Origin of the sequence: Micromonospora sp. NPDC048843 (genome assembly GCF_040649965.1) — a bacterium.
In the GTDB taxonomy this organism is placed as follows: Bacteria; Actinomycetota; Actinomycetes; order Mycobacteriales; family Micromonosporaceae; genus Micromonospora; species Micromonospora hortensis.
Genome location: NZ_JBEZGJ010000041.1, coordinates 1 through 24,526 on the forward strand (window position 1 = coordinate 1; position 24,526 = coordinate 24,526).

Consider the following 24,526-nt stretch of genomic DNA (forward strand, 5'->3'; position numbering starts at 1 on the left):
GCTCCCGCAGCACCGGATTCTGCGTGGCGATGCCGACCGGGCAGGTGTCCAGGTGGCAGACCCGCATCATCACGCAGCCCTCGACGATCATCAGCGCCGGCAGCTCGCCGACGATGGCGGCCAGTCGTTCTCTGGTGCGTACCAGATGCTCTCCGGTGTGCCGGGCGGCGCACGCCGGACGGGCCCCGACCCTCCCTTAAGAAGGAGACCCCCGTGTCCGCGACCCCCCTGCTGGAACTCCGCGGGATCGACAAGAGCTTCGGTCCCGTCCAGGTGCTCCGCGACGTCGCCCTGACCGTCCACCCGGGAGAAGTGACCGCACTGGTCGGCGACAACGGCGCCGGCAAGTCGACCCTGGTGAAGTGCATCAGCGGCATCCACCCCACCGACGCCGGGGAGTTCCTGTTCAACGGTGAACCGGTGCACATCGGCAGCCCGCGCGACGCCGCCACGCTCGGCATCGAGGTCGTCTACCAGGACCTCGCGCTCTGCGACAACCTGGACATCGTGCAGAACATGTTCCTCGGCCGGGAGAAGCGCAGCGGCATCGTCCTCGACGAGCCGACAATGGAACAGCTCGCCGCCGAAACCCTGGCGGGGCTCTCCATCCGCACCGTCACCTCACTTCGCCAGCACGTGTCCAGCCTCTCCGGCGGTCAACGCCAGACCGTGGCCATCGCCAAGGCCGTGCTGTGGAACAGCAAGCTCGTCATCCTGGACGAGCCGACCGCGGCGCTCGGCGTGGCACAGACCGCCCAGGTGCTCGAACTGGTCCGCCGCCTCGCCGACAACGGCCTGGCCGTGGTGCTCATCTCGCACAACATGAACGACGTCTTCGCCGTCTCCGACCGGATCGCCGCGCTGTACCTCGGCCAGATGGTCGCCCAGGTGAAGACCACCGACATCACCCACGCCCAGGTGGTCGAGCTGATCACCGCCGGGCGCTCGGGCGGGCTCGGCCTCGCCACCGACCCGGGCAGCAACGGCGACGGCCCGCAGGCGGCCGACTCGATCTCAGGAGGCGTCCGATGACCACCACCGCCGTGCGGAAGGACGGACCTGCCGCCGTCACACCGACGCCGACCATCGGAGGCCACTTCCGCAACTACCTCAGTCGGGTACGCGGTGGCGACGTCGGCGCACTACCAGCCGTACTCGGCCTGATCGTGCTCTGCACCGTCTTCGCGATCATGCGGCCGTCGTCGTTCCTGTCGGCCGGCAACTTCGCCAACCTCTTCACCCAGGGCGCAGCGGTCACGCTGATCGCGATGGGCCTGGTCTTCGTGCTGCTGCTCGGCGAGATCGACCTGTCCGCCGGCTTCGCCAGCGGCGTCTGCGCGGCGGTGCTGGCCAATGTGGTCACGGTGCTCGGCTACCCCTGGTGGGTCGCCGTGCTCGCCGCTGTCGCCACCGGTGTGGTCATCGGCAGCACGCTGGGCATGCTCGTCGCGAAGATCGGCATTCCGTCCTTCGTGGTCACCCTCGCCGGCTTCCTCGCCTTCCAGGGCGTCGTGCTGCTGCTCGTCAAGGACGGCACCAACATCGCCGTCCGCGACGACGTGCTGGTCGCCATCGCCAACCGCAACCTCGGCCCCACCTTGGGCTGGGCGCTGACCGCCGTCGCGGTCATCGGCTACGCGGCTGTGCAACTGCTGCGCCACCGCACCCGGGTGGCCCGCGGCCTGATCACCGACCCGCTCGCGGTGGTGGCGCTGCGGATCGGCGGGCTCGCCGTCATCCTCGGCACCGCCGTGTACGTGCTCAACCTGGAGCGCAGCCGCAACGTCCTGATCAGCTCACTCAAGGGTGTGCCGATCGTGGTGCCGATCATCGCGGTGCTGCTGATCATCTGGACCTTCGTGCTCCAACGCACCAGCTACGGCCGGCACATCTACGCAGTGGGCGGCAACCGGGAAGCGGCCCGCCGGGCCGGCATCGGCGTCGACCGGATCCGGATCTCCGTCTTCGTGATCTGCTCCTCCATGGCCGCCATCGGTGGCATCGTGGCGGCCAGCCGGGCCAACTCGGTCGACCCGAACACCGGGGGCAGTAACGTACTGCTCTACGCGGTCGGCGCGGCGGTGATCGGCGGCACCAGCCTCTTCGGTGGCAAGGGCCGCGTCCTCGACGCCGTCCTCGGCGGCGCGGTGGTCGCGGTCATCGAAAACGGAATGGGCCTGATGGGGTACACCTCGGGAGTCAAGTACGTGGTCACCGGCGTCGTGCTCCTGCTCGCGGCCAGCGTCGACGCGCTCTCCCGCCGCCGCGCGGCAGCCACCGGCACCCGCTGACCGCGCGGGAGGTAGCACCAGCATGCGCCCAGGACCGACCCAGGATGACGTCCGACGGCAGAACCTCGGGGCTCTGCTGAGGCACGTGCACGTCCACGGGGCGACCACGCGTGCCGAACTGACCACCACGCTGGGCCTCAACCGCAGCACCATCGGCGCGCTCACCGCCGACCTGTCCGCGGTGGGGCTGGTCAGCGAAGGGGCACCGAAGGAAACCGGCCGAGCCGGACGACCGTCACTGGTCGTCCGGCCCGAGTCGGCGCGGGTCTACGCGTACGCGTACTCGGTGGAGGTGGACCGGCTGCGCGCCGCCCGGATCGGGCTGGGTGGCGCGGTCCTGGACCGCCGGGATCTGGACCGGCCGCGCGGGCTGCTGGCCGCGGAGGCCGCACCGCTGCTGGCCGGCGCCGTCAAGGAGATGCAGCAACTGGTGCCGGCGGACGCGATCTGCGTCGGTGCCGGCGTCGCGGTCTGCGGCATGGTCCGCCGGGACGACGGCCTGGTCCGACTCGGCCCCACCACCGGTTGGGTGGACGAGCCGATCGGCGCGGCCCTCGCCGACGAGTTGGGCATCGATGTACCGATCACAGTGGGCAACGTGGCCGACGTCGCCGCGTTCGCCGAGCACGCACGCGGTGTGGCGGCAGGCTGCGACAACGTCCTCTACCTCTACGGCGACGTGGGCGTGGGTGCCGGCATCATCGCCGGTGGGCGCAGGCTGACCGGGCACGGTGGGTACGGCGGCGAGGTCGGCCACATGAAGGTGGTGCGCGACGGCAGGCCCTGTGAGTGCGGCTCCCGGGGGTGTTGGGAAACCGAGATCGGCGAGCGTGGCCTCCTGCGCGCCGCCGGACGCTCCGACGCCCGGGGGCGTGACGCGCTGCTGGCCGTCTTCGACGCGGCCGATCGCGGAGACGCCCGGGCCCAGACGGCGGTCCGCCAGGCCGGCGACTGGCTCGGCTTCGGGGTGGCCAACCTGGTGAACGTCTTCAACCCCGAGATGGTCATCTTCGGTGGGACGATGCGTGACCTCTACCTCGCGGCGGCGGCCCAGATCCGCAGCCGGCTCAACTCCAACGCGCTCGGCGCCTGTCTGGAGCACGTCCGGCTGCGTACGCCGAAACTGGGTACTGACGCGCCCCTGATCGGTGCCGCAGAGCTGGCCTTCGAACGGCTCCTCGCCGACCCCCTCGACGTGGGCTGATCCGCGTACGCTGTCCGGCGTGGATGTCGAGCTGCGCGCCTCCGACGACGACCGCAACCGGGTGGTCGCCGCGCTGCACCAGCACACCGCGGCGGGCCGGCTGACGCTCGACGAGTTCTCCGATCGCGCCGGTGCGGTGTGGACGGCGCGCACCCTCGGTGACCTGGCCGCGCTGACCCGCGATCTACCGGCCCTGCCCACCCCGGTCGTGGACGCCGGCCCGGTCGGGCGCGGGCGTCAGGAGTTGCTGATGGTCTTCGCCGCCGCGGCGATGACCCTGCTGCTGCTCGGCGGACTGCTCGCCGTCACCCGCTGATCCGTCTCGCTCCGCGATGAACTGATCGCGCGATCAGTCCGTACCAGTGGGCGGACGGGCAACCGGCAGGGTACGGCTGCCCGGTCCAGACGCGTTCCGGTCCGGACCGAGGAGGCACCACAGACATGGCACCGCTCAGATCCGCCCATCGCCGACTGGGCACCCGGACCCACCGAGCGGCGATGCTGCTCATCGCGGTCATCGCGGGGGTCGGTGTCCTGCCCGGCGTGGCCGTCGCCGCGCCCGCCGGTGGCCAGCAGCTCAACGCCGCCGACATGACACTGCTCAACGGGGTGCGGTTGGCGGGGCTGTGGGAGATGCCAGCCGGCCAGATGGCCGCCGAGAAGGGACAGTCGGCGAAGGTCCGGGAGATCGGCGCCGGCATCGCCAGCGAGCACCAGAAGCTCGACGAACTCGTGGTCGAGGCGGCCAACAAGTTGGGCGCGACGATCCCCAGCGATCCGACCGCCGAGCAGAAGGGCTGGCTGGCCGAGATGCAGAAGGCGTCCGGCGCCCGGTTCGACCAGATCTTCGTCACCCGGCTCCGGGTCGCCCACGGCAAGATCTTCCCGGTGATCGGCGCGGTCCGCGCCAGCACCCGGGACGCCACCGTCCGCAAGCTCTGCGAGGACGCCAACGGGTTCGTCCAGCACCACATGCAGATGCTGGAGAGCACCGGCCTGGTGCGCTGGCCGGAGCTGCCGCCGGCGGCGCTGCCCGCCCCGGGTGAGGACGGGCTCCTGGCCGCCGCCTCCGCCAACTCCGGCCCGCAGGTCGGAGTCAGCAGCACAGTCGTGTGGCTGGTCTTCCTCGCCGCGCTGGGCACTGGCGGAATCGCCACCTACCGGATGTTGCGCCGCAGCTGACCAGTCGGCCAGCGGCCTGGATGGTGGCTCGCGTCAGCGGTCTACCTGGGTGAAGTCCCAGGAGTGCGGGGCGCGGGCCACCAGCATGGCTGGCGGGTCCGGCAGCGGGCGAGGGTTGCTGCGCCACTTGGAGATCACCACCACGCGGTGGTCGGTGGAGGAGAAGACCTCGCTGGAGACGTGGAGCGGGTCGTGCTCCAACTCGGGCAGGGCGGTGTCGCACACCCAGGTGATCAGGTCGGCGACCCCGTACGCCTCGGCGCGCGCCTCCCACATCCGCACGATCATGTCCGCCGCCCCCGTCACACGCTGACCGTTGTCAACGGCAGTGCCGAATCGGCTGGCAGGTCCAGTCGACTCGGAGCGACCCCGGCGGCGACCAGGTGCGAACCGAGCGCGGCCACCATCGCGCCGTTGTCGGTGCACAGCTTCGGCCGGGGTACCCGGACCCGGATGCCGTACTTCTCGGCTCGCTGCTCGGCCATCGCCCGCAGCCGCGAGTTCGCCGCCACTCCCCCGCCGATGACCAGGGTCTCGATGCCCTGCGCCCGGCAGGCGGCGAGCGCCTTGCTGGTCAGGACGTCACAGACCGCCTCCTGGAAGGACGCGGCCACGTCGGCCACCGGAACCGGCTCACCGGCACGCTGACGGGCCTCGACCCACCGGGCCACCGCCGTCTTCAGGCCCGAGAACGAGAAGTCGTACCGGTGGGCGGCGAGATCCTTCGCGGCGGTCAGACCGCGGGGGAAGGCGATCGAGGCGGCATCGCCGGCCCGGGCCTCCCGGTCGATGGGCGGGCCGCCCGGGAACGGCAAGCCGAGCAGCCGGGCGACCTTGTCGAACGCTTCCCCGGCCGCGTCGTCGATGGTGGCGCCCAGCGGGGTGACACCCCGGGCCAGGTCGTCCACGAGCAGGAGGGACGAGTGGCCGCCGGACACCAGGAGCGCGATGGCGGGTTCGGGCAGTGGGCCGTGCTCGAGGGTGTCCACAGCGACGTGGGCGGCGAGGTGGTTGACGCCGTAGATGGGTTTCTCGGCGGCGACCGCGTACCCCTTGGCGGCGGCGACGCCGACCAGCAACGCACCGGCCAGCCCCGGCCCGGAGGTGACAGCGATCGCGTCGATGTCGGCCAGCGTGACGCCGGCCTCGGTCAGTGCCCGGTCCATGGTCGGCACGATGGCCTCCAGGTGTGCCCGGCTGGCCACCTCCGGCACCACACCCCCGAACCGGGCGTGCTCCTCGACGCTGGAGGCGAGCGCGTCGGCCAGCAGGGTGTGCCCCCGCACGATGCCGACACCGGTCTCGTCGCAGGAGGTCTCGATACCCAGGATCAGTGGTTCGTCAGCCATGGTCGTGTGGTCCGTCCCCGGTCGGCTCGGCGTCGCGCCGCATGACCAGCGCGTCGGTGTTGCTCGGTTGGTAGTAGCCGCGCCGCACCCCGATCGGCTCGAAACCGTACGTCGCGTAGAGCCGCTGAGCTGCGGCGTTGTCCACGGCGACCTCCAGCAGGGTGCTGCGGGCGTCGCGCCGGACCGCCTCGGCTAGCAACTCTTCCAGCAGGGCACGGCCTACGCCGCGCCGCTGGGCGTCCCGACGGACGGCGATGTTCTGCACCCACACCTCGTCCGGCGGAACGCCGGCGAGCCCGGCATAGCCGAGCACCGACCCGTCCGCGTCGACGGCGACCCGGTAGTGGTGCCCGTTGGCGAGCTCGCTCCAGAACATGGCGGGCGACCACTTCTCAGCGCCGAAGAGGTCCGCCTCGATCGGCAGCACGTAGTCGATGTGCCACCAGCGGAACGGTTCGAGCCGTACCGCCGTCATGGCAGGACCGGTTTGCGGCCGGTCGCCGCCACCGCGTCGGGGCGGCGCAGGTAGAGCGGGGTGAGCCGCTCACTGGACGCCCCCGCCCGGATCCGCTCGGCGGCGAGCAACGCCAGCACTGTCGCGTCCGGGTAGCGCGGCTCGACCCGAACGGGCAGGTCCAGGACCTCGGCGTACCGGTGCGCCCCGTCACCGACCGCGATCGTCGCGCCCAGTTCGCGGGCTCGCGCGGCGGCGACCGCCGGCGCGGACACCTCCGGCCCGACGATCCGCTGGCCGTCGCCGTCGTAGACGGCCCAGTAGAGCTCCTTGCGCCGGGCGTCGCTGGCGGCCAGGACCGGCGCGCCGGACGCCGCCGGGTAACCGATGGCGTCCAACGAACAGACGCCGTACGTGGGGATGCCGAGCACCTGACCCATCGTCGCGGCGGTGACCAGGCCGACCCGTAGCCCGGTGAACGGACCCGGGCCGAGCCCGGCGACGATGGCAGCCAGGTCACGCGGGCGCGCGTCAGCGTCGGCGAGGACCGCGTCCACCTGGGGCGCGAGCAGCTCACCGTGCGCGCGGGCGTCGACCGTGCACCGGTGCGCCCGCGACGCCACGCCGTCTGCCGAGACCTCCACCAGCGCCGCGGTGACCGCGGGGGTCGAGCTGTCCACCACGAGTACGAGCACGGTAAGCCAGCCTAGCCGCCCCGCCGCAGCCCTCAGTCATGCCCCGCCCGCACCACCGCCACCCGCGGCCGCCGCCCGCCCGACGCGGGGCTGCCACGCTGGTCCTCCCAGCCGGCTACCGCCGCAGCCACACTCCTGGCGACCCGGCCCCACCGCGTGACCCGGCCCGGCGCCCGACTCCACGCGTTAGCCGTCTCGCCGCCGGCCCGCGGGCGGCGACGGCCACTTCCTCTAATGAGCGTGATGTCTGTGAGTCATCACGATGACTCACAGACATCACGCTCATTGAAATAAGGCCCGCCATCCGCCGCGGTGGCCATGCGCCGGGCGATTCTCGGGGGCGGATCGACGGCAAGTCGCCGATTTGCCGCAGAGGGATCGCAGACGCCTCGCCCTAGGTAGACCATGCCGGGATGTCATCTACTCGCCTCGTCACCCTTCTCGGCGCTGAGGTACGGCATCAACGACAGCTACGCGAGCTGAGCCAGCGTCAGTTGGCCGCACTCGCCGAGGTCGACCAGGCAGTTGTGGCCCGCTTCGAACGCGGTGAGCGAGCGCCTTCCGTCGCCGTGCTGGAGCGGTTGTTTGCAGCGATGGAGGTGCAGTTGGTCATCGGGGTCGAGCCGTTGGACGCGCACCTCGACGCCCGGATCGACGGCTTGGCCGCCCGGCCGATCGCCGAGCGAATCGACGGGCTGAGGTTGGATCGGCTACTGGATCGGCTCACCGACTTCCCGCAGGTGATCACCGGATGCGCCGCGGCGCTGCTACAGGGCGCACCGGTGCCGGCCGACACGCTGGAGATCGCCCTGCGCTGGCAGGACGCCAAGCTGTTCACCCGCTGGCTGGAGACGAACTACGGCCAGCGGTGGAACGCCCGCTGGGGCGAGTTCGGCGGGGTGTGGTTGGAGCCCGAAGAGCCGGGCGAACACCTGTGGTCGACACGGTACGGGGAGATCAGGGCCACCATGTGCGACGAACTGCCCGAGACGATCGAGGTTCGCCACGGTGGGCGGAGTTACCAGGTGGTGCCGCTTGTCGAGCTGGAACTGAACGAGCCACGCGCCGCCGAGTTGCTGCGCCGCTACCGGGAACGGCAACTGGCCAGCGACGGCTGAGCCAGCGCCGGTCCACACCAGCAGCAGGACGTCGACGAGCGGCTCAGCCGGCGGTGCGCTCCCAATCGATCGTGGGCAGGCCGGCGTCGGCGAGTGCCTTGTTGGCGGCGCTGAACGGGCGGCTACCGAGGAAGCCGCGCGGGTTCATCGGGCTGGGGTGACCCGCCTCCAGCACCACGTGCTGCGGATTGGTGACCAGCGCGGCCTTCTTGCGGGCGTAGCCACCCCAGAGCAGGAAGACCACCCGCTCCGGTGCCGCGTCCAGTGCCCGGATGGTCGCGTCGGTGAACTCTTCCCAGCCGGCGTTGGCGTGCGAGCCCGGGGTGGCCTGCCGGACGGTCAGCACCGCGTTGAGCAGCAGCACCCCCTGGGCGGCCCACCCGTCGAGGTTGCCGCTGCGCGGCTTGGGGACGCCCACGTCCTCGCCCAGCTCCTTGAAGACGTTGCGCAACGACGGCGGCACCGTCACACCGTCGCGAACGCTGAAGCTCAACCCGTGTGCCTGCCCGGCCCGGTGGTAGGGATCCTGCCCGAGGATGAGCACCCGGGTGCCCTGCGGCGGGCAGAGCCGATATGCCGAGAACAGGTCCTCCGCCGGCGGGAAGACCGTCTGCGTCGCGTATTCCCGGGAGACGAACTCGCCCAGCGCGGCGGTGCGGGCCGGGTCGAGGTGCGGGGTGAGCACTGTGCGCCACTGCTCCGGCAGCAGGGCCAGCAGATCCAGGGCGGGAGCGTCGTCGGGCATCGGGAACCTCTCACAGCGCGGGTCGGTCCCCCGCACTCTAGGCATCGGGTACGACAGCCGCCGACCTAGCCCAGGTCGGCGAGCCGCCGGGCCCAGTCGCCGCCGATCGGGTCCAGCTCGACGATGCGGGTGTCGTCGTCGCGGCGGTCGATGCGAACCCGCAGGTGCGCGTCCACCAACTGCTCCACCAGGCCCTCGCCCCACTCCACCACTGTCACCGAGTCGTCCACCGACGCGTCGAGGTCCAGGTCGTCGATCTCGGCGCGTGGGTCGGTGGCGTCACCCAGCCGGTACGCGTCGGCGTGCACCAGCGCCACCCGGCCGCCCCGAGCCGGATCGGGGCGGTGCACCCGGGCGATCACGAAGGTCGGCGAGGTGATGTCCCCGAGGACACCGAGCCCGGCGCCGACGCCCTGGGTGAGTGCTGTCTTACCGGCGCCCAACGGGCCGGTCAACAGCACCAGGTCGCCGGCACGCAGCAGCCCGGCCAGTCGCCGGCCGAAGTCCCGAGTGTCTTCGACGGTCGGCAGCTTGACGACGTGACTCACCGTTCCTCCACGCTCTGCAATGACTCCAGGAACCGCGCCAGGGCGGCGTTGACCTCGTCCGCGTGCTCCAACATCACCACGTGGCCGCTGTCCTTGATCTTCACGAACTCGGCGTGCGGCAACCGGCGGACGATCTCCTCGGAGTGGGTCACCGGCGTGATCATGTCCTTGTCGCCGACCACCACCAGCACCGGAGTCGCCGCCAACGCCGCCAACGCCGGAAAGCGCGAGTGGGTGGCCAGGGTCCGCAGGTAGCGGGTCACCGTGTCGGCCGACGTCCGGGAGTTCATCGTCTCCACGTAGGACACCAGCGACGGGCTGGGCTTGCGGGTACCGAACCCGTACTTGCGGGTCAGTAACCAGGCCACGTTCGACGTCGACTTGCGGGCCTTGTCGATCACCGGCCCGCCGTACCGGGTGGCGTTGCTGACCATGTAGAGCACCGGGCCACCGACCCGACCGAGCAGCGCGGGCGCGACAAGCTTGGTCTCCGCGATGAGCCCGCCCGACGTGGCCATCAGAACGGTGCCCACCACCCGGTCACCGAACAGCTCCGGGAACAACTCGGCGAACGCCATGATGGTCATGCCGCCCATCGAGTGGCCGACAAGCACCAGCGGCCCGTCCGGGGCAGTCCGGTCGATCACCTGGCGCAGCGTCCGGCCGAGCACCGCGAGGTCGTACTCACCGGTCTCCAGCCGGCCGGACCGACCGTGACCGGGCTGGTCGTAGGCCACGACCCGGTAGTCTCCGCGGGCGGCGAGCATCTGGCGCTGGAAGTGGAACGTCCCCATGTCCAGACAGAAGCCGTGCACCAGCACCACCGTCGGGCGCCCCGGGACCGGCCGGGTCGGCTCGACCACCTCGACGTGGATGTCCGTGCCGTCCGGCAGCTCCAGGCGGAACGCCTCGTCGTACCGCTGCTTGTCGAACGTCTCGTGCGCGTAGCGGTCGGCCGGGTCGGCCTTGAGCCGGCGGACCAGGGTCCGCTCGGTCGCGACGCCAGCCGCCAGACCTGCCGCGGCCACCCCCACCGCCGCGCCGACGATCCCCGCGACCCGGCCCACGGCCGTGCGCGGACGCGGAACGCGGTAACTCACGGCGCCACCTTGATTCGCGACTGCGGGGCTCGCAACCCCGGCTCACTCCTCACGCTCATGGTTTCTCGCCGTCGTAGACCCGGGGCACCCGCGTGCCGCCGAACCGGGTGACGATCTCGTAGTTGATCGTGCCGACCGCCTCGGCCCAGTCATCCGCTGTCGGTTCGCCGTCGACGCCGCTGCCGAAGAGCGTCGCCACGTCGCCGTCGGCCACCGGGTCGTCGCCGCAGTCGAGCACGAACTGGTCCATGCAGACCCGTCCCGAGATCGTCCGGCGTACACCGCCGAGCTGCACCGGGCCGGTGTTGGACGCGTGCCGGGGAACCCCGTCGGCGTACCCGAGCGGCACCACGGCCAGGTTCGCGTCGGTCTCCGTGGTGTAGGCGTGCCCGTAGGAGATACCGGTGCCGGCGGGCACCCGCTTGGTGAGCATCACCCGGGCGCGGGCGGTCATCGCCGGCCGCAACCCGTACGTCTCGCCAGCCACCGGGGACAGCCCGTAGATGGCCAGGCCGGGGCGGACCAGGTCGAAGTGGGTGTCCGGGCGGGTGAGGGTGGCGGCCGAGTTGGCGAGGTGCCGCCAGCGCGGCCGCAGCCCGGCCCGCTCGACCATGGCCAGCCCCTCGTGGAAGACGGCCAGTTGACGGTCGGTGGTGGGGTGGCCGGGCGAGTCCGCGTACACGAAGTGGCTCCACACGCCGACCACCTCGACCAGGCCATCGGCCTGCGCCTTCGCGGCGGCGTCCAGCAGCGCGGGCCAGTCGGCGACTGTCGCGCCGCCCCGGGACAGCCCCGTATCGATCTTGAGGTGCAGGCGGGCGGGACGCCCGGCGAGGCGACTCGCCTCGATCATCTCGTCCAGTTGCGCGAGGCTGGCCGCGCCCAGGTCCACCCCGGCGGTGACCCCCTCGTGCAGCGGCAACCCAGGGGCGAGCAGCCAGGCCAGCACCGGAACTGTCACCCCGGCCCGCCGCAGGGTGAGCGCCTCGTCGAGAGTGCAGACACCGAGCCAGTCGGCGCCGGCGTCGAGCGCCGCGCGGGCGGCCGGAAGCATGCCGTGGCCGTACCCGTCGGCCTTCACCACTGCCATCAACTCGGCGGTGGTGCCGGAGCGGAGCCTGCTCACGTTCTCGCGGATGGCGTCAAGATCGACGCGTACCTCGGCCTGCCACATGCACCCAGCCTACTTTCCGCCGTGATCACCGCGGGCGGCGACGCACGTCCCGACGCGGCGATCCGGTCACCGCACCCGGAACCGCCCCGTTCAGCCCAGCCGGGCCAGCACCGGACGCAGCGCGGTCGCCACGTCGGGCGCGGTCACCGGCCCACCCCGGCCCGCCTCCCGCCCGGCGAGCCCGTGCAGGTACGCGGCCGAGGCGGCGGCCCGATCGGCGGGTACCCCGGCCGCCAGCAGCGAGCCGAGCAGCCCGGCCAACACGTCGCCGGTGCCGCCGGTTGCCAACGCCGGGGTGCCGGTCGGGTTGACGTACGCCCGACCGTCCGGCGTGCCGATCACAGTGCGGTCGCCCTTGAGCAGCACCACGGCGTTCATCCAGGCGGCCAGCCGCAGCGCGGCGCCGACCCGGTCGGCGCCCGGCTCCTCACCGCAGAGACGGGTGAACTCCCGGTCGTGCGGGGTGACCACGATGGGCGCGTCGCGACCCCGCAGCCGGTCGGCGAGCGAGCCGTCCACCAGTAGGGTCAGGGCGTCGGCGTCGAGCACCACCGGCACCGGGGCGGCCAGGACGGCGCGCAGCTCGGCCGCCGCGTCGGCACCGGTGCCCAGCCCGGAGCCGCAGACCCAGGCCTGCACCCGGCCCGCGTCGGCGACCCGCCCACTGGCGATCACCGACGGGTGCTGGTGCAGCACCTCGGCGCGGGCGCTGCCGGCGTAGCGGACCAGGCCGGTCGGCCCGGCCAGGGCGCCGCCCACGGAGAGCACCGCCGCACCGGGGTAGGTCGCCGAGCCGGTCGCCACCCCCACCACGCCCCTGGTGTACTTCTCCGACGCCGGGCCCAGCTGGGGCCACCAGTCGACCAGGTCGGACCACTCGGTGACCCGCAGCGCCGGGGTGCCGCGCAGCCACTGCCGCAGCCCGATGTCGACAAGCTCGACCTGCCCGGCCAGCGCGGCGGCCGGCCCGACCACCAGGGCGGGCTTCAGCGCGCCGAAGGCCACTGTCACGTCGGCGCGGACCGCTGTGGGCCGGCCGGACGCGGACAGCGGCACGTGGCCGGTGTCGACAGCGACCCCGCTGGGCACGTCGACCGCCAGCACCGTGGCCCGTTCCCCGTCGCGTCCGCGCAGCTCGCCGAGGCGCTGGACCACCTCGTCCGCGTTCGCCCGCAGCCCGCCGGTGCCACCGATGCCGACGATGCCGTCGAGGACCAGGTCGACCGGGCCGGCCGGATCCTGGACCAGCCGGCCACCAGCGGCTCGCAGCGCGGCCAGGCCGGCGGCGTGCGCCCGCCCGGGGGTGAGCAGCAGTGCGGCCACCTGGACACCGCGCCGGGCCAACCGCTCCCCCGCGTACAGCGCGTCGCCGCCGTTGTCACCGGAGCCGACCAGCAGCAGCACCCGGCCTCCGTAGACTCCGCCCCGCTCGGCGAGCAGGAGCGCGGCCCGGCGGGCCAGGCCGGCGGCGGCCCGCTGCATCAGCGTTCCCTCCGGCAGCGTGCCCATCAACCCCGCCTCGGCCGCCCGTACGTCGGCCACCCGCCACACCGCTCTCATGCCACCGTTTCCCATTCCGTTAGCGGGCGGACCTGACCGGCCCTCCCGGCCGACGTCATCGTTCCGCGACCACCATCGCCGACGCGATCCCGCCGTCGTGCGACAACGAGAGATGCCAGTGGTTGACGCCGCGTGCGTCGGCCACCGCCGCGACAGTGCCGGAGACAGCCAGCCAGGGGCGGCCATCCGGGTCGGGCACGATCTCGCAGTCGTGCCAGTTGAGCCCGGCCGGGGCGCCGAGCGCCTTGGCCACCGCCTCCTTGGCGGCGAACCGGGCGGCGAGCGACTCGGGCGGGCGCGGACTGCCGGAGCGGGTGTGCCGCTCGGCCTCGGTGAAGAGCCGGTCGGCGAGCAGCGGCGTCCGTGCCAGGGCCCGGGCGAACCGGTCGACCAGGACGACGTCGATGCCGACAGCGACGATCACCACACCACCCTACCGGCGGTCGAGGCCGCAGATTAGCCGTCGGGCTCGCGCTGGGCAACGCCTGTGGACACCCCGGGGTACGCCTCGACGTCGGCTGTCCACAGGGCACGGCGCGGCCTCCGGTACGTGCCTAGCGTCAGCGCGTCGATGCCGATCGTCCACGGGGGTGTGGTCATGACCGACGAGCCGTTCGCCGTCCAGCCGGAGGAATTGCGGGCGGTCGCCGTCCTGCTCGACGACGAGGCGCGCCGGTTGGCGTTGGGCCTCGCGGGGTTGCCCGGGCTGGTGGTGGCGGCGCCCGAGTGGCGGGCCGGCGCGGCGCTGGCCGGGTTGGAGGCGGCCGGACACGCCTGGTTCTGTCGGCTGGGTGCCCGGGTCGCGGTGACCTCCGGCGGGGTCCGGGCAGCGGCCGAGGCGTACGAGACGGTGGACGACAGGGCCGCCGGCCGGTTCGCCTCCCTACCCCGGTGAGCAGCGTCGGCTACCGACAGCTGTGGGCTGTCGATCCCGGTGGGTGGCGGGCCGCCGGGGCGGCGTGGGCGGGGTTGGCCGGGCCACTCGATCGGCGCCTCGGCGGGCTGCGCACGGCAGGTGGGCGGTTGCGGGACGGTTGGTCGGGTGCGGCAGCGACGGCGGCGGACACTCGACTCAGCGGTCTGCGGGACGAGCTGGCCTCGATCGCACCCGCGCTGATCGAGGTCGACCAGGTGCTGGCCGAGTTGGCCGGTGGGCTGGCGGTGGCGAAGGCGCGACTCGCCCAGGCGGTCGCCCAGGCCGAGGCTGCCGGCCTGCTGGTGGACCGCTCGGGTGGGGTGCGTGTCGATCCCGCCCGGTTTCGGCCCAGCGAGCGGGCCGGGGTCGCGGCGGCGGGAGTGGCCGCGGCCCTGCGTGCCGCGCTCGACGGGGCAGCCGCCGCGGACCGCGTCGCCGCCGATCGGTTGGATGACCTGGCGAGGGCCGCCCGCACCGGTTGGGCGTCCCCGCCCCCGCCGGGCCGACCGGCCCTCGGTGCCGCGCCCGCGCTGGTCGGCGCCTGGTGGTCCGGGTTGACCCCGGCGCAGCGACGGTGGCTGATCGTTCGCGAGCCGGCAGTGGTCGGCCGGTTGGACGGGCTGCCGGTGGCCGCCCGCGACCAGGCCAACCGGCTACTGCTCGACGCCTGGCGTGCGGAGTTGCTGGCCGAGCGGCGACGGCTGCTGTCGCGGGTGCCGCCGGGGCCGCTCGCGGTGATCCGGTTGCGCGGGGTGACTGGACGGCTGGCCGGTCTGGACGCGCTGATCGGGCGGCTGACGGCCGGTGAGGTGCCGCGGGCGTACCTACTCGGGTTGGATCCGGCGGGTGAGGGCCGGGCGGTGGTGGCGCTCGGCGACCCGGACCACGCCGACCGGGTGCTGACCTACGTGCCGGGGATGACCGCCGGCCTGGACGACGCCTCCGGCGAGCTGGGCAGGGCGGCCCGGGTGCTGGAGCGGTGCGCCGCTCTCGCCCCGGATGAGCGCAGCGCGGCAGTGCTCTGGTTGGACTACGACGCTCCGGATCTGCTGACCGAGGCCGCCTCGGCGGGTCAGGCCCGGGACGCCGGCCCGGCGTTGCACCGCTTCCAGGAGGGGCTGCGCGTCAGCCACGACGGGCCGCCGGCCCGGCAGACGGTGCTCGGGCACAGCTACGGCTCGCTGGTGGTGGGTGTGGCCGCCCGGGAACACGGCCTGGCCGCCGACGCGCTGGTCTTCGTCGGCTCCCCCGGTGTCGGCGCGTCGCACGCCACCGAGCTGGGCGTGCCACCCGGGGAGGTCTGGGCGAGCAGCGCCTCCGACGACGTGATCCGGGCGGCCCGGTCACCGGAGGAGCTGGGCCGACGGGCCCTGCTGCGTACGGCCCCGCTGGCCGCCGTGCTGGGTTGGCCGGGCCAGACCGGGCACGAACTGTGGTTCGGGCACGACCCGTCGGATCCCGGGTTCGGCGGTCGGGTCTTCGGCAGTGGGCGAGGCGGGCACACCGGTTACTGGGACCCGGGCAATCCCGCGCTGGACGGGATGGCCCGGGTCGTGCTGGGCCGCTGAGGCTTACTCGACGGTGACCGACTTGGCCAGGTTGCGGGGCTGGTCCACGTCGTGCCCCCGGGCGGCGGCGATCTCGGCGGCGAGCACCTGCAACGGCACCGTGGTGACGAGCGGGGCCAGCAGGGTGGGCGTACGCGGCACGTAGATCAGGTGGTCGGCGTACCGGACGACTGCCTCGTCGCCCTCCTCCGCGATCACGATGGTCCGCGCGCCCCGAGCCCGGACCTCCTGGATGTTGGAGACGACCTTGTCGTGCAACATGCCCCGGCCCACCGGCGAGGGCACCACGCAGATGACCGGGGTGCCCTTGTCGATCAGGGCGATCGGGCCGTGCTTCAGCTCGCCGGCGGCGAAGCCCTCGGCGTGCATGTACGCCAACTCCTTGAGCTTCAGCGCGCCCTCCAGGGCCACCGGGTAGCCGACGTGCCGGCCGATGAACAGCACTGTCGGCTCGGACTTCAGCTCCCGGGCCAGCTCGCGGACGGGCTCGATCCGGTTGAGCAGCTCACGCAGCTTGCCGGGAATCTCCTGCAACTGAGCGACAACAGCGCCCACCTCGTCGGCGAACTTGATGCCGCGCACCTGGGCCAGGTGCAGGCCGATCAGGTAGCAGGCGACGACCTGGGTGAGGAACGCCTTGGTGGAGGCGACGGCGATCTCCGGCCCACCGTGGGTGTAGAGCACGGCGTCGGACTCGCGGGGGATGGTCGATCCGTTGGTGTTGCAGATCGCCAGCACCCGGGCCTTTTGCTCCTTGGCGTGGCGCAGCGCCATCAGGGTGTCCATAGTTTCGCCGGACTGCGAGATGACCACGATCAGCGTGGACCGGTCGAGCACCGGGTCGCGGTAGCGGAACTCGCTGGCCAGCTCCACCTCGCACGGGATCCGGGTCCAGTGCTCGATGGCGTACTTGGCGACCATGCCGGCGTGGTAAGCCGTGCCGCAGGCCACGATGAAGATCTTGTCGACGTCGCGCAGATCCTGGTCGCTGAGGCGGACCTCGTCGAGGGCGATCTCGCCGCTCTCGGTGAGCCGGCCCAGCAGCGTGTCGGCGATGGCCTGCGGCTGCTCCTCGATCTCCTTGAGCATGAACCAGTCGTAGCCGCCCTTCTCCGCGGCCGAGGAGTCCCAGTCGATGTGGAAGTCCTTGCCGGAGGCGGGCTGGCCATCGAAGTCGGTGATCTCGATGCTGTCGCCGGTGATCAGCACGATCTGGTCCTGGCCCAGCTCGACCGCTTCCCGGGTGTGCTCGATGAACGCGGCCACGTCGCTGGCCAGGTAGTTTTCCCCGTCGCCCCGGCCGACCACCAGCGGCGAGTTGCGCCGGGCGCCGACGACGGCACCGGGCACTGCGGCGTCCACCGCGAGCAGTGTGAACGCGCCCTCCAGTCGCTGGCAGACCACGCGCATGCCGGCGGCGAGCAGTTGCGGGCTGTCCGGCTGGCCGGCGGCGCGCAGGTCGGCCAGCGCGGCGGCGAGCAGGTGCGCGGCGCACTCGGTGTCGGTGTCGCTGGTGAACTGGACGCCGTCGGCCTCCAGCTCGGCGCGGAGCTTGGCGAAGTTCTCGATGATGCCGTTGTGGATCACCGCGACCCGCCCGTCGGGGGCGACGTGTGGGTGGGCGTTGCGGTCGGTCGGGCCGCCGTGGGTGGCCCACCGGGTGTGCCCGATGCCGGTGGTGCCGTCACCGATGCCGATCGGGCTGGCCGCGCAGGAGGTCGGGTCGTCGGCGGCCCGCTCGGACAGCACCTTCTCCAGGTTGGCCAGCTTGCCGGCCTTCTTCTCGGTCAGCAGCCGATCGTCACAGACGATCGCGACGCCTGCCGAGTCGTAGCCACGGTATTCCAGCCGCCGCAGCCCGTCGAGGACGATGCCGAGTGCGGGGCGCGCGCCCGCGTATCCCACGATTCCACACATGGCCCGCAGCCTAACCCAGTTTCACTCATGTTGGTTGCTCGAAAGTCGGGTTATCAATCACGGAATCTGAGCGATCAGTGCCTACGCGGCCGCAACGGGACGAGCGTCACAGGCCGCTCGCGCCCGCTCCGCAGCGCGGGGTTGCGACACGCCTTCGGGTGCGACAGTCTCTCGGCGGGTTTGGCGCTCCCGTCCACGGCCCGTTCGTCCCATACCCACTCCCGCCCGGAGCAGCCATGTCCGACGCGCCTCCGCCCGACCCGACTCCCTCATCCGCTCCGGACCCGGCCTCCCCCGTACCCCCGCCGGATCCGACGGCGCCGCCGTCCTCGGCTCCGTTTCCGGCCCCCGACCCGCTGGCGCCGGGTCAGCCGTGGGCACCGCAGGCCCCCTGGGCACCCGCCCCGCCGGCCGCGCCGTGGACGCCGTCTCCGCCCGCCACCCAGTGGACGCCACAACCGTCCGCGACGCCGTGGACGCCCGACCCGCAGACGCCTCCGTGGTCGCCCGACGCCTCAGGCCCGCCGTCGGCCGGATCGCCACCGCCAGCGGGGTGGCCCATGCCCGACCGGCAGCCGTCGGCCGCTGGCTGGCCGCCGCCCGGCTATCCGCCGCCGTACGCCTACCCCGGGTATCCGCAGGTTCCCGGCAAGCCGGCCACGAGCAGCGGGCGGATTATCGGGATCGTCGTCGCGGCCGTCGTGGCACTCGTCCTACTCGTGTGTGGCTGCCTCTGCGTGGGTGGCCTGTGGCTCGGCTCGACCAACCCGGACCCGACCGCCGAGGAGCCATGGGTCGTCCCCGACGACGACGGCTGGACGGAGCCCACCACTGGGCCGATCATCCCGGAGCGACCAACAGCGCCGCAGCCGCCCACCGCGTCTCCCACCCCCAGCAAGAAACCGATCACCCGACCGACCTCAGGACCGGCACCCGTGACAGTGGTCTACGAGGTCACCGGCTCGGGTACGGCGGACATCGCGTACTACGACGCCGAGAGCGATCTGATGCACGTCGACGGCCAGAAGCTGCCCTGGCGTACCACCATTCGCACCAACGGCAAGACCAGGGTGATGGTGGAGGCCAGATGGGCCGACGATGAGGGCGAGAGACCACTCGACTGCACAGTCACCGTCACCGGCGTCGGCAAGCCGGTCGTCGACAAGACCCGGGGGTACTGGTCGACCAGTTGTCGGCCCCAGTGAGGCTGGGGTTCAGGCGGTGGGTGCCCGTAGGCTGGCGCAGGTGACGACGAGCACCGATGTCGACCCGCTGGTGGCCCGGATGCGGCCGTTCGGCACGACGATCTTCGCCGAGATGTCCGCACTCGCCGTACGGACCGGCGCGGTCAACCTCGGGCAGGGGTTTCCCGACACCGACGGTCCGCCGGAGATGCTGGCCGCCGCCGCCGAGGCGCTGCGCAACGGGCAGAACCAGTACCCGCCCGGCCCGGGGATCCCCGCCCTGCGCGCGGCCGTCGCGGCGCATCAGCGGCGGTTCTACGACCTGGGGTACGACCCGGACAGCGAGATCGTGATCACGGCGGGCGCTACCGAGGCGGTCGCGGCGAGCATCCTCGCTCTCTGCGAACCGGGCGACGAGGTGGTCTGCTTCGAGCCGTACTACGACTCGTACGCCGCCTCGATCGCGTTGGCCGGCGCGGTCCGCCGGCCGGTGACGCTGCGCCCCTCGGCCGACGGCCGGTACGCCTTCGACCCGGCGGCGCTGCGTGCGGCGTTCGGCCCGCGCACCCGGCTGGTGCTGCTGAACTCGCCGCACAATCCGACCGGCAAGGTCTTCACCCCGGCCGAGTTGGCGCAGGTCGCCGAGTTGTGCCAGGAGTTCGGCGCGTACGCGGTCACCGACGAGGTGTACGAGCACCTGGTCTTCACCGACGCGGCGAGCCCGCACGTGCCGCTGGCCAGCCTGCCCGGCATGTGGGAGCGGACTCTGCGCATCTCGTCGGCCGGCAAGACGTTCTCCTGCACGGGGTGGAAGGTCGGCTGGGCGAGCGGCCCGGCGGCGCTGGTCTCGGCGGTGCTCCGGGTGAAGCAGTTCCTCACCTATGTCAACGCCGCGCCGCTGCAACCGGCGGTGGCCGTGGCGCTGGCCCTGCCGGGCGACTACTACACCGGCTTCCGGGACAGTCTCCAGCAGCGGCGTGACCAGCTCGTCGGTGGTCTGACCGACGCCGGGTTCGAGGTGCTCGACTCGGAGGGGACGTACTTCGTGACCGCCGACATCACCGCCCTCGGCGGCCGGGACGGGGTGGAGTTCTGCCGCTCGTTGCCGGAGCGCTGCGGTGTGGTGGCGGTGCCCACCCAGGTCTTCTACGACGACGTCGACGCGGGCCGGCGGCTGGTCAGGTTCGCCTTCTGCAAGCGCCCGGAGGTGCTGACCGAGGCGGTCAGCCGGCTGCACGCTCTGGGCCTGGGCCGCTGACCCGCCCGGAGCCGGTCGATCCCGGGTCGGTCGCCGACTGATCCGCTGTCGACGTCGCGAGTCGGGTGAGCAGTTGGCCCTCGTCACCGAGCAGCACCGACTCGGCGTCGTCCACGAACGACAGGTCCGCCGTCACGTGCCGGCTGGCCGCGGTGAGCAGCAACCCGACCACCGGGTCCTCGGCGGCCCTCCGTAGGCCGTCCAGATTGCGCAGCTCGCGCAGCAGGTGCCCACGCTGGTTGCTCAGCACCGCGCGAACCGTGGTCGCGGAGCCGGACCGGGCGGCGGCGGTGACCTTGAGGAAGAAGTCGTCCCGGAATCCGCCGCTGCGCGGGCTCGGCTCGGCCAGCCACCGTGCCAACTCCGCGCGGCCGGCCGGGGTGATCTCGTAGACCACCCGGTCCGGCTTGATCGGCTGCGGCTGCCGTTCGGCGACGACCAGCTCGTCCCGGGAGAGCCGATCGAGGATCTGGTACAGGTGGCCGATGTTCAGCGGCCCCCACTGCGGGCCGACGGCTGCTTCGAACGCGCCCTTGAGCTGGTAGCCGTGGCTGGGGCCACCAGCGAGCAGGGCGAGAACAGCGTGCTGGATCGCCATGTCACCTCCGGTACGGGTCTTGCATTGTCACAATGTATCGCGCAGAGTGGGGGACAGCACACGGGGAGGCGCGATGCTCGGCTTCATCTGGAGACAGCTGCGCGGCCGTGCGGGACGGTCGGTGGCGCTGCTGGTCGGCGTGCTGGTGGCTACCACCGGCTTCGTGGTCCTGACCGGCGCCACCACCACCTCCCACCTGGACGTCACCGGCACCGTCGAGCGCAACACCCAGGTCGCCTACGAGATCCTGGTCCGCCCGAAGGGGACCCGCACCCCGCTGGAGGCCGAGCGCGGGCTCGTCCGCCCCAACTATCTCTCCGGGCTCTTCGGGGGCATCACCACCGAGCAGTACGAGCAGGTGACCGCGGTCCCCGGCATCGAGGTGGCGGCCCCGATCGCGATGCTCGGCTATTCCACCACGCTGCTGCCGACGCCGATCGACCTCACCGACGCCGTCGACCGCTCGCTGGAGCAGCAGGTCATCCGGGTCGACCCGACTTTCCACGCCGAACGCGGTCTCTCCAGCGCACCGGGCAAACCCCGGTACGTGTACGTGACCACAAAGCCGTTGATCTACCCCCGGATCAACAGGGGAATCGACGGTGACACGGTGCCGTACTCCGATGGGCGGTCCTACTCCTGGTCGGACACCTGCGGGCCGACCCCCCGCGAGGTACAGCCGGACGGGCGCAGCCTGCCCATCTGCGATCCCGGATACGCGTTGCTCGGCAACCCGGGCACCTACTCCGAGCGCGAGGACTGGTCCCTGCACGCCGTCCAACTGCTGCCCGATGGCCGGTTCCAAGCCGACTCCTACATCCTCGCGACCGACCGGGACGGCTCCGCTACACCCACCGACCGGCTGGTGATGGCGTACGACCTGACCGTGCCGTTCCTCCTGGCCGCTGTGGACCCGGCGGCCGAGGACCAACTCGTCGGACTCGACGACGCAGTGGTCACCGGTCGAGCCGTTCGCACCGACGACACTGTCGCCGTCAACCGCCGGGGCTCAGGGGACAACCACGAGGTCCCGGTCCTCGTCACCAACCGACCCTTCATCGACGAGTCGCTGGCGGCCAGGTTCACCCGGCTCGCGATCAGCCCCGCCGGGGTGGAGGCGATCGACTTGGAGGAGACGTTGAGCCGCCCTGGAGGGACTCCCGCCGGGTCCGGTCGGCACGACCTCAGCGCCGGGCACCAGGCGATGCTCACCGAGGAGCTTTCCCTGGGCGGGTGCTGCCACGGTCAACTTCAGACGGTCGTGCAGTCGGCCGAGGTGCAGTACGACCCGCTACCAGACGGCAGCCTGCGGGCCCGCCAGCAACCACCCGGCAACCCCGAGGTGTACGGCAAGTTGGAGGCGATCAACCCGCTGCCCCGACCCTGGCTCGCCGACGACACCGGTTCCCGATCGATACGGGCGCTGCCGCTACCGGTGGGCGCGAACAGCGCCAATCGTTTCTGGCGGGCCGTCGGTGTCTTCGACCCGGACCGGCTGGCCGGGTTCAGTGATCTCGGCCAACTGCCGCTGGAGACCTACCAGGCGCCGACGGCACAGGGTGCCGACGGCCGCAGCCGGGCGGCGCTGGGTGGTCAACCGCTGGCGCCCAGCGGCAATCCCGCCGGCTACCTGTCCGCGCCGCCGCTGCTCCTCACCAACCTCGGCAGCGTGCCGAAGATCCTGGAGGGTGGCGGCGGGCCACAGGCCAAGGCTCCGATCAGCGCTGTCCGGGTACGGGTGGCCGACGTGGGCGGCTACAGCGAGCGATCGGCCGAGCGGGTCCGACTGGTCGCCGAGCAGATCGCGGCACGTACCGGGTTGGACGTCGACATCACCCTCGGCTCGTCGGGGGCGCCGCAGACAGTGGAGCTGCCCGCCGGCTCGTTCGGCCGGCCGATGCTGCGGCTGACCGAGAACTGGTCCGCGCTTGGTGTGGCCTCGGTCATCACCCAGGCGGTGGACCGTAAGAGCCTGGTGCTCTTCGTACTGGTGCTGGTGGTGTGCGTGCTGTTCCTCGGCAACGCGGTCAGCGCCGCCGTCCGGGACCGACGCTCCGAGCTGGCGGTTCTCTCCTGTCTCGGTTGGCCGGTCCGCCGCATCGCGGCGCTGATCCTGGGCGAGGTGGCCCTGCTGGGGCTCATCGCGGGGTTGCTGTCGCTGACCCTCGCGGTTCCGCTCGGAATCGCACTCGGCATCGACGTCGACTGGCGGCGATCCGCCCTGGCCGTACCCATCGCCCTGCTGCTCGCGGTGGCCGCGGGCCTGGTGCCGGCGCTGCGGGCCGCGCGCACCCACCCGGCCGCCGCCCTCCGGCCGATCGTCGCTCCCGCCGGCTGGGTACGCCGGCCACGCACCCTCTTCGGGTTGGCGCTGGTGAATCTGGCCCGTACCCCCGGGCGCACGTTCCTCGGCGCCGGCGCGCTGGCCATCGGGGTGGCCGCGCTGACGCTTGTCACCGCCGCCGCGTGGGCGTTCCGGGGCGCGATCGTCGGCAGCCTGCTCGGTGACGTGGTCTCGCTGAGCGTGCGCGGCGCGGACACCGTGGCCGCCGCGGCGACCGTGCTGCTCGGTGCCGCCGCGGTGGCGGACGTGCTCTACCTGAACATCCGCGACCGGGCCGCCGAGTTGGCGACCCTGCGGGCGATCGGCTGGACCGACGCCGAACTCGGCCGGCTGGTCGGCTACGAGGGGCTGACGCTGGGGCTCGTCGGTTCGACGACCGGCGCGGCAGTCGGCCTGGCCAGCGCGGGTTGGCTGATCGGCGCCCTTCCCGGCGCGCTGCTCCTGGTGGCCGTGCTGGTCGCGCTGGCGGGCGCGTTGGTCAGCGCCGTCGCCGCGCTGGTGCCCGCCGCCCTGTTGCCGCGCCTACGACCCGCCCGACTTCTGGCAGAGGAGTAACAGTCATGAGCGATCAGATCGGCAGCGCGATCTCGGTCGACCACCTGACACGACGATTCGGCACCGGGGCGGACCAGCTGACAGCTGTCGACGACGTGTCCCTGACCGTCGCGGCTGGCACCGTGGTGGCGTTGACCGGGCCGAGCGGGTCGGGCAAGTCGACGCTGCTGCATCTCATCGGCGCGATCGAGCAGGCCGACGAGGGCAAAGTGACAGTCGACGACGTGGTGGTCAGCGACCTGCGTCGGGCCGCACTGGCCCGCTATCGGCAACGGGTCGGCTTCGTGTTCCAGCGCTACCACCTGCTGCCCGCACTCACCGTGCTGGACAACGTGATCGCGCCGGTCCTCCCTCGCCGGGGCCGGGCCGATCACGCGACCCGAGCCCGCGAGTTGCTCGACGCGGTCGGCCTGGCCGGGCGCGAACGCGCCCTGCCCGCGCAGCTCTCCGGTGGCCAGCAGCAACGGGTCGCCATCGCCCGCGCCCTGATGGGGGCGCCGGGCCTGCTGCTGGCCGACGAGCCCACCGGCAACCTCGACTCCACCACCGGCGGGCAGATCCTCGACCTACTGCTCGACCTCCGTGAACGGCACGGCATGACCATCCTGCTCGCCACACACGAACAGGCCATCGCTGCCCGCTGCGACCGACTGGTCCGACTGACCGACGGACGCGTCACCGAGGACCTCGACCTCACCGACGGCGAGGACCCCGCCGACACGTACGAGCGGGCGGCTCGACTGCGGTTGTGACGCCGCCCCGAGGA

At 72.4% G+C, this 24,526-nt stretch carries 26 protein-coding genes; 12 read left to right on the forward strand and 14 right to left on the reverse strand.

Going from position 1 to position 24,526, the window contains the following annotated elements; translation table 11 throughout:
• On the reverse strand, nucleotides 1–91 hold a 91-nt coding region (locus AB0C20_RS12795; RefSeq protein WP_357568011.1), incomplete at its 3' end, for a glutamate synthase-related protein.
• Nucleotides 92–213: 122 nt separating this feature from the next.
• On the opposite strand from AB0C20_RS12795, the gene AB0C20_RS12800 reads away from it, so the two are divergent.
• From AB0C20_RS12800 to AB0C20_RS12820, 5 genes are all read left to right on the forward strand, one after another.
• Nucleotides 214–1,032: an ATP-binding cassette domain-containing protein gene (locus AB0C20_RS12800; RefSeq protein WP_238679445.1), complete on the forward strand. Its 819-nt coding sequence runs from the start codon at nucleotides 214–216 to the stop codon at nucleotides 1,030–1,032.
• Nucleotides 1,029–2,291 carry an ABC transporter permease gene (locus tag AB0C20_RS12805; RefSeq protein WP_266304429.1) on the forward strand — a complete coding sequence of 421 codons (1,263 nt, stop codon included), beginning with the start codon at nucleotides 1,029–1,031 and terminating at the stop codon, nucleotides 2,289–2,291. Before AB0C20_RS12800 ends, AB0C20_RS12805 begins: the two co-directional genes overlap by 4 nt.
• Nucleotides 2,292–2,313: 22 nt before the next feature.
• Entirely contained in the window at nucleotides 2,314–3,495 is a 1,182-nt protein-coding gene (locus AB0C20_RS12810) for an ROK family protein (protein WP_238687785.1), read from the forward strand.
• A gap of 19 nt (nucleotides 3,496–3,514) precedes the next feature.
• Nucleotides 3,515–3,811, forward strand: coding sequence for a DUF1707 domain-containing protein (locus AB0C20_RS12815; RefSeq protein WP_357189463.1), 297 nt, complete (start codon nucleotides 3,515–3,517; stop codon nucleotides 3,809–3,811).
• A 125-nt stretch (nucleotides 3,812–3,936) separates the two neighbouring features.
• Nucleotides 3,937–4,677 carry a DUF4142 domain-containing protein gene (locus tag AB0C20_RS12820; RefSeq protein ID WP_357189461.1) on the forward strand — a complete coding sequence of 247 codons (741 nt, stop codon included), beginning with the start codon at nucleotides 3,937–3,939 and terminating at the stop codon, nucleotides 4,675–4,677.
• 33 nt (nucleotides 4,678–4,710) lie between these two features.
• Here AB0C20_RS12820 and AB0C20_RS12825 read toward each other — a convergent pair whose 3' ends face one another.
• Genes AB0C20_RS12825 through tsaB form a run of 4 tightly spaced genes read right to left on the reverse strand, consistent with a single transcriptional unit; the run spans nucleotide 4,711 to nucleotide 7,175 of the window.
• On the reverse strand, nucleotides 4,711–4,965 hold the full coding sequence (locus tag AB0C20_RS12825) for a hypothetical protein (protein ID WP_124821702.1): 255 nt from the start codon (nucleotides 4,963–4,965) through the stop codon (nucleotides 4,711–4,713).
• 14 nt (nucleotides 4,966–4,979) lie between these two features.
• Nucleotides 4,980–6,026, reverse strand: coding sequence for a tRNA (adenosine(37)-N6)-threonylcarbamoyltransferase complex transferase subunit TsaD (gene tsaD, locus AB0C20_RS12830; RefSeq protein WP_091402289.1), 1,047 nt, complete (start codon nucleotides 6,024–6,026; stop codon nucleotides 4,980–4,982).
• The gene (gene rimI / locus AB0C20_RS12835) at nucleotides 6,019–6,501 is read right to left on the reverse strand and encodes a ribosomal protein S18-alanine N-acetyltransferase (protein ID WP_357189459.1); all 483 of its coding nucleotides are present in this window, start codon (nucleotides 6,499–6,501) and stop codon (nucleotides 6,019–6,021) included. The genes tsaD and rimI overlap by 8 nt, the downstream gene beginning before the upstream one ends.
• On the reverse strand, nucleotides 6,498–7,175 hold the full coding sequence (tsaB, locus tag AB0C20_RS12840; RefSeq protein ID WP_357189457.1) for a tRNA (adenosine(37)-N6)-threonylcarbamoyltransferase complex dimerization subunit type 1 TsaB: 678 nt from the start codon (nucleotides 7,173–7,175) through the stop codon (nucleotides 6,498–6,500). The genes rimI and tsaB overlap by 4 nt, the downstream gene beginning before the upstream one ends.
• A 413-nt stretch (nucleotides 7,176–7,588) precedes the next feature.
• Between tsaB and AB0C20_RS12845 the strand changes: the two genes are divergently transcribed.
• Nucleotides 7,589–8,293 carry a helix-turn-helix transcriptional regulator gene (locus tag AB0C20_RS12845; RefSeq protein ID WP_357568003.1) on the forward strand — a complete coding sequence of 235 codons (705 nt, stop codon included), beginning with the start codon at nucleotides 7,589–7,591 and terminating at the stop codon, nucleotides 8,291–8,293.
• 43 nt (nucleotides 8,294–8,336) lie between these two features.
• Here AB0C20_RS12845 and ung read toward each other — a convergent pair whose 3' ends face one another.
• The 7 genes from ung to AB0C20_RS12880 form a co-directional block, all read right to left on the reverse strand.
• Nucleotides 8,337–9,038, reverse strand: coding sequence for a uracil-DNA glycosylase (ung, locus tag AB0C20_RS12850; protein WP_357189455.1), 702 nt, complete (start codon nucleotides 9,036–9,038; stop codon nucleotides 8,337–8,339).
• 65 nt (nucleotides 9,039–9,103) lie between these two features.
• A complete protein-coding gene (gene tsaE, locus AB0C20_RS12855) occupies nucleotides 9,104–9,586 on the reverse strand; it encodes a tRNA (adenosine(37)-N6)-threonylcarbamoyltransferase complex ATPase subunit type 1 TsaE (protein WP_238687793.1) in 483 nt (160 codons plus the stop codon).
• Nucleotides 9,583–10,686, reverse strand: a complete 1,104-nt coding sequence (locus AB0C20_RS12860; RefSeq protein ID WP_357189452.1) for an alpha/beta hydrolase — start codon at nucleotides 10,684–10,686, stop codon at nucleotides 9,583–9,585. Before AB0C20_RS12860 ends, tsaE begins: the two co-directional genes overlap by 4 nt.
• Before the next feature lie 55 nt (nucleotides 10,687–10,741).
• On the reverse strand, nucleotides 10,742–11,860 hold the full coding sequence (gene alr / locus AB0C20_RS12865; RefSeq protein ID WP_357189450.1) for an alanine racemase: 1,119 nt from the start codon (nucleotides 11,858–11,860) through the stop codon (nucleotides 10,742–10,744).
• A gap of 90 nt (nucleotides 11,861–11,950) precedes the next feature.
• Nucleotides 11,951–13,420, reverse strand: a complete 1,470-nt coding sequence (locus tag AB0C20_RS12870; protein ID WP_357568005.1) for an NAD(P)H-hydrate dehydratase — start codon at nucleotides 13,418–13,420, stop codon at nucleotides 11,951–11,953.
• A 55-nt stretch (nucleotides 13,421–13,475) separates the two neighbouring features.
• The gene (locus AB0C20_RS12875; RefSeq protein ID WP_357189446.1) at nucleotides 13,476–13,844 is read right to left on the reverse strand and encodes a holo-ACP synthase; all 369 of its coding nucleotides are present in this window, start codon (nucleotides 13,842–13,844) and stop codon (nucleotides 13,476–13,478) included.
• A 32-nt stretch (nucleotides 13,845–13,876) separates the two neighbouring features.
• The gene (locus tag AB0C20_RS12880; protein ID WP_357189444.1) at nucleotides 13,877–14,020 is read right to left on the reverse strand and encodes a hypothetical protein; all 144 of its coding nucleotides are present in this window, start codon (nucleotides 14,018–14,020) and stop codon (nucleotides 13,877–13,879) included.
• Between AB0C20_RS12880 and AB0C20_RS12885 the strand changes: the two genes are divergently transcribed.
• Nucleotides 14,019–14,315, forward strand: coding sequence for a hypothetical protein (locus tag AB0C20_RS12885; RefSeq protein ID WP_357189442.1), 297 nt, complete (start codon nucleotides 14,019–14,021; stop codon nucleotides 14,313–14,315). The genes AB0C20_RS12880 and AB0C20_RS12885 overlap by 2 nt on opposite strands.
• On the forward strand, nucleotides 14,312–15,904 hold the full coding sequence (locus AB0C20_RS12890) for an alpha/beta hydrolase (protein WP_357189440.1): 1,593 nt from the start codon (nucleotides 14,312–14,314) through the stop codon (nucleotides 15,902–15,904). The genes AB0C20_RS12885 and AB0C20_RS12890 overlap by 4 nt, the downstream gene beginning before the upstream one ends.
• 3 nt (nucleotides 15,905–15,907) lie before the next feature.
• Here the strand turns inward: AB0C20_RS12890 and glmS are convergent, their stop codons facing one another.
• Complete coding sequence (gene glmS, locus AB0C20_RS12895) at nucleotides 15,908–17,821, reverse strand: glutamine--fructose-6-phosphate transaminase (isomerizing) (protein ID WP_357189438.1); 1,914 nt, start codon at nucleotides 17,819–17,821, stop codon at nucleotides 15,908–15,910.
• A gap of 560 nt (nucleotides 17,822–18,381) precedes the next feature.
• Here glmS and AB0C20_RS12900 point away from each other — a divergent pair.
• On the forward strand, nucleotides 18,382–19,026 hold the full coding sequence (locus AB0C20_RS12900; protein ID WP_357189436.1) for an MmpS family transport accessory protein: 645 nt from the start codon (nucleotides 18,382–18,384) through the stop codon (nucleotides 19,024–19,026).
• A 79-nt stretch (nucleotides 19,027–19,105) separates the two neighbouring features.
• Nucleotides 19,106–20,263 (forward strand): pyridoxal phosphate-dependent aminotransferase, encoded by a 1,158-nt coding sequence (locus AB0C20_RS12905; protein ID WP_357189477.1) that lies wholly within the window; start codon nucleotides 19,106–19,108, stop codon nucleotides 20,261–20,263.
• Here the strand turns inward: AB0C20_RS12905 and AB0C20_RS12910 are convergent.
• Nucleotides 20,229–20,861 carry a PadR family transcriptional regulator gene (locus tag AB0C20_RS12910; RefSeq protein WP_357189434.1) on the reverse strand — a complete coding sequence of 211 codons (633 nt, stop codon included), beginning with the start codon at nucleotides 20,859–20,861 and terminating at the stop codon, nucleotides 20,229–20,231. The two genes, AB0C20_RS12905 and AB0C20_RS12910, sit on opposite strands and share 35 nt — an antisense overlap.
• Before the next feature lie 73 nt (nucleotides 20,862–20,934).
• On the opposite strand from AB0C20_RS12910, the gene AB0C20_RS12915 reads away from it, so the two are divergent.
• Together AB0C20_RS12915 and AB0C20_RS12920 are read left to right on the forward strand one after the other, a co-directional pair.
• Nucleotides 20,935–23,760, forward strand: a complete 2,826-nt coding sequence (locus AB0C20_RS12915) for an ABC transporter permease (protein ID WP_357568006.1) — start codon at nucleotides 20,935–20,937, stop codon at nucleotides 23,758–23,760.
• Nucleotides 23,761–23,765: 5 nt separating this feature from the next.
• On the forward strand, nucleotides 23,766–24,512 hold the full coding sequence (locus AB0C20_RS12920; RefSeq protein ID WP_357189430.1) for an ABC transporter ATP-binding protein: 747 nt from the start codon (nucleotides 23,766–23,768) through the stop codon (nucleotides 24,510–24,512).
• Nucleotides 24,513–24,526: the final 14 nt, after the last annotated feature.

Bases quoted from the DNA above. Each gene is read 5' to 3' on its own strand.
- ung (WP_357189455.1), bottom strand. From the start codon at position 9,038: ATGCCCGACGACGCTCCCGCCCTGGATCTGCTGGCCCTGCTGCCGGAG.
- glmS (WP_357189438.1), bottom strand. From the start codon at position 17,821: ATGTGTGGAATCGTGGGATACGCGGGCGCGCGCCCCGCACTCGGCATC.
- AB0C20_RS12910 (WP_357189434.1), bottom strand. From the start codon at position 20,861: ATGGCGATCCAGCACGCTGTTCTCGCCCTGCTCGCTGGTGGCCCCAGC.
- AB0C20_RS12880 (WP_357189444.1), bottom strand. From the start codon at position 14,020: ATGACCACACCCCCGTGGACGATCGGCATCGACGCGCTGACGCTAGGC.
- AB0C20_RS12810 (WP_238687785.1), top strand. From the start codon at position 2,314: ATGCGCCCAGGACCGACCCAGGATGACGTCCGACGGCAGAACCTCGGG.
- AB0C20_RS12845 (WP_357568003.1), top strand. From the start codon at position 7,589: ATGTCATCTACTCGCCTCGTCACCCTTCTCGGCGCTGAGGTACGGCAT.
- AB0C20_RS12905 (WP_357189477.1), top strand. From the start codon at position 19,106: ATGCGGCCGTTCGGCACGACGATCTTCGCCGAGATGTCCGCACTCGCC.
- AB0C20_RS12915 (WP_357568006.1), top strand. From the start codon at position 20,935: ATGCTCGGCTTCATCTGGAGACAGCTGCGCGGCCGTGCGGGACGGTCG.
- AB0C20_RS12825 (WP_124821702.1), bottom strand. From the start codon at position 4,965: ATGATCGTGCGGATGTGGGAGGCGCGCGCCGAGGCGTACGGGGTCGCC.
- AB0C20_RS12805 (WP_266304429.1), top strand. From the start codon at position 1,029: ATGACCACCACCGCCGTGCGGAAGGACGGACCTGCCGCCGTCACACCG.
- AB0C20_RS12870 (WP_357568005.1), bottom strand. From the start codon at position 13,420: ATGAGAGCGGTGTGGCGGGTGGCCGACGTACGGGCGGCCGAGGCGGGG.
- tsaD (WP_091402289.1), bottom strand. From the start codon at position 6,026: ATGGCTGACGAACCACTGATCCTGGGTATCGAGACCTCCTGCGACGAG.
- alr (WP_357189450.1), bottom strand. From the start codon at position 11,860: ATGTGGCAGGCCGAGGTACGCGTCGATCTTGACGCCATCCGCGAGAAC.
- AB0C20_RS12900 (WP_357189436.1), top strand. From the start codon at position 18,382: ATGCCCGACCGGCAGCCGTCGGCCGCTGGCTGGCCGCCGCCCGGCTAT.
- AB0C20_RS12885 (WP_357189442.1), top strand. From the start codon at position 14,019: ATGACCGACGAGCCGTTCGCCGTCCAGCCGGAGGAATTGCGGGCGGTC.
- rimI (WP_357189459.1), bottom strand. From the start codon at position 6,501: ATGACGGCGGTACGGCTCGAACCGTTCCGCTGGTGGCACATCGACTAC.
- AB0C20_RS12920 (WP_357189430.1), top strand. From the start codon at position 23,766: ATGAGCGATCAGATCGGCAGCGCGATCTCGGTCGACCACCTGACACGA.
- AB0C20_RS12820 (WP_357189461.1), top strand. From the start codon at position 3,937: ATGGCACCGCTCAGATCCGCCCATCGCCGACTGGGCACCCGGACCCAC.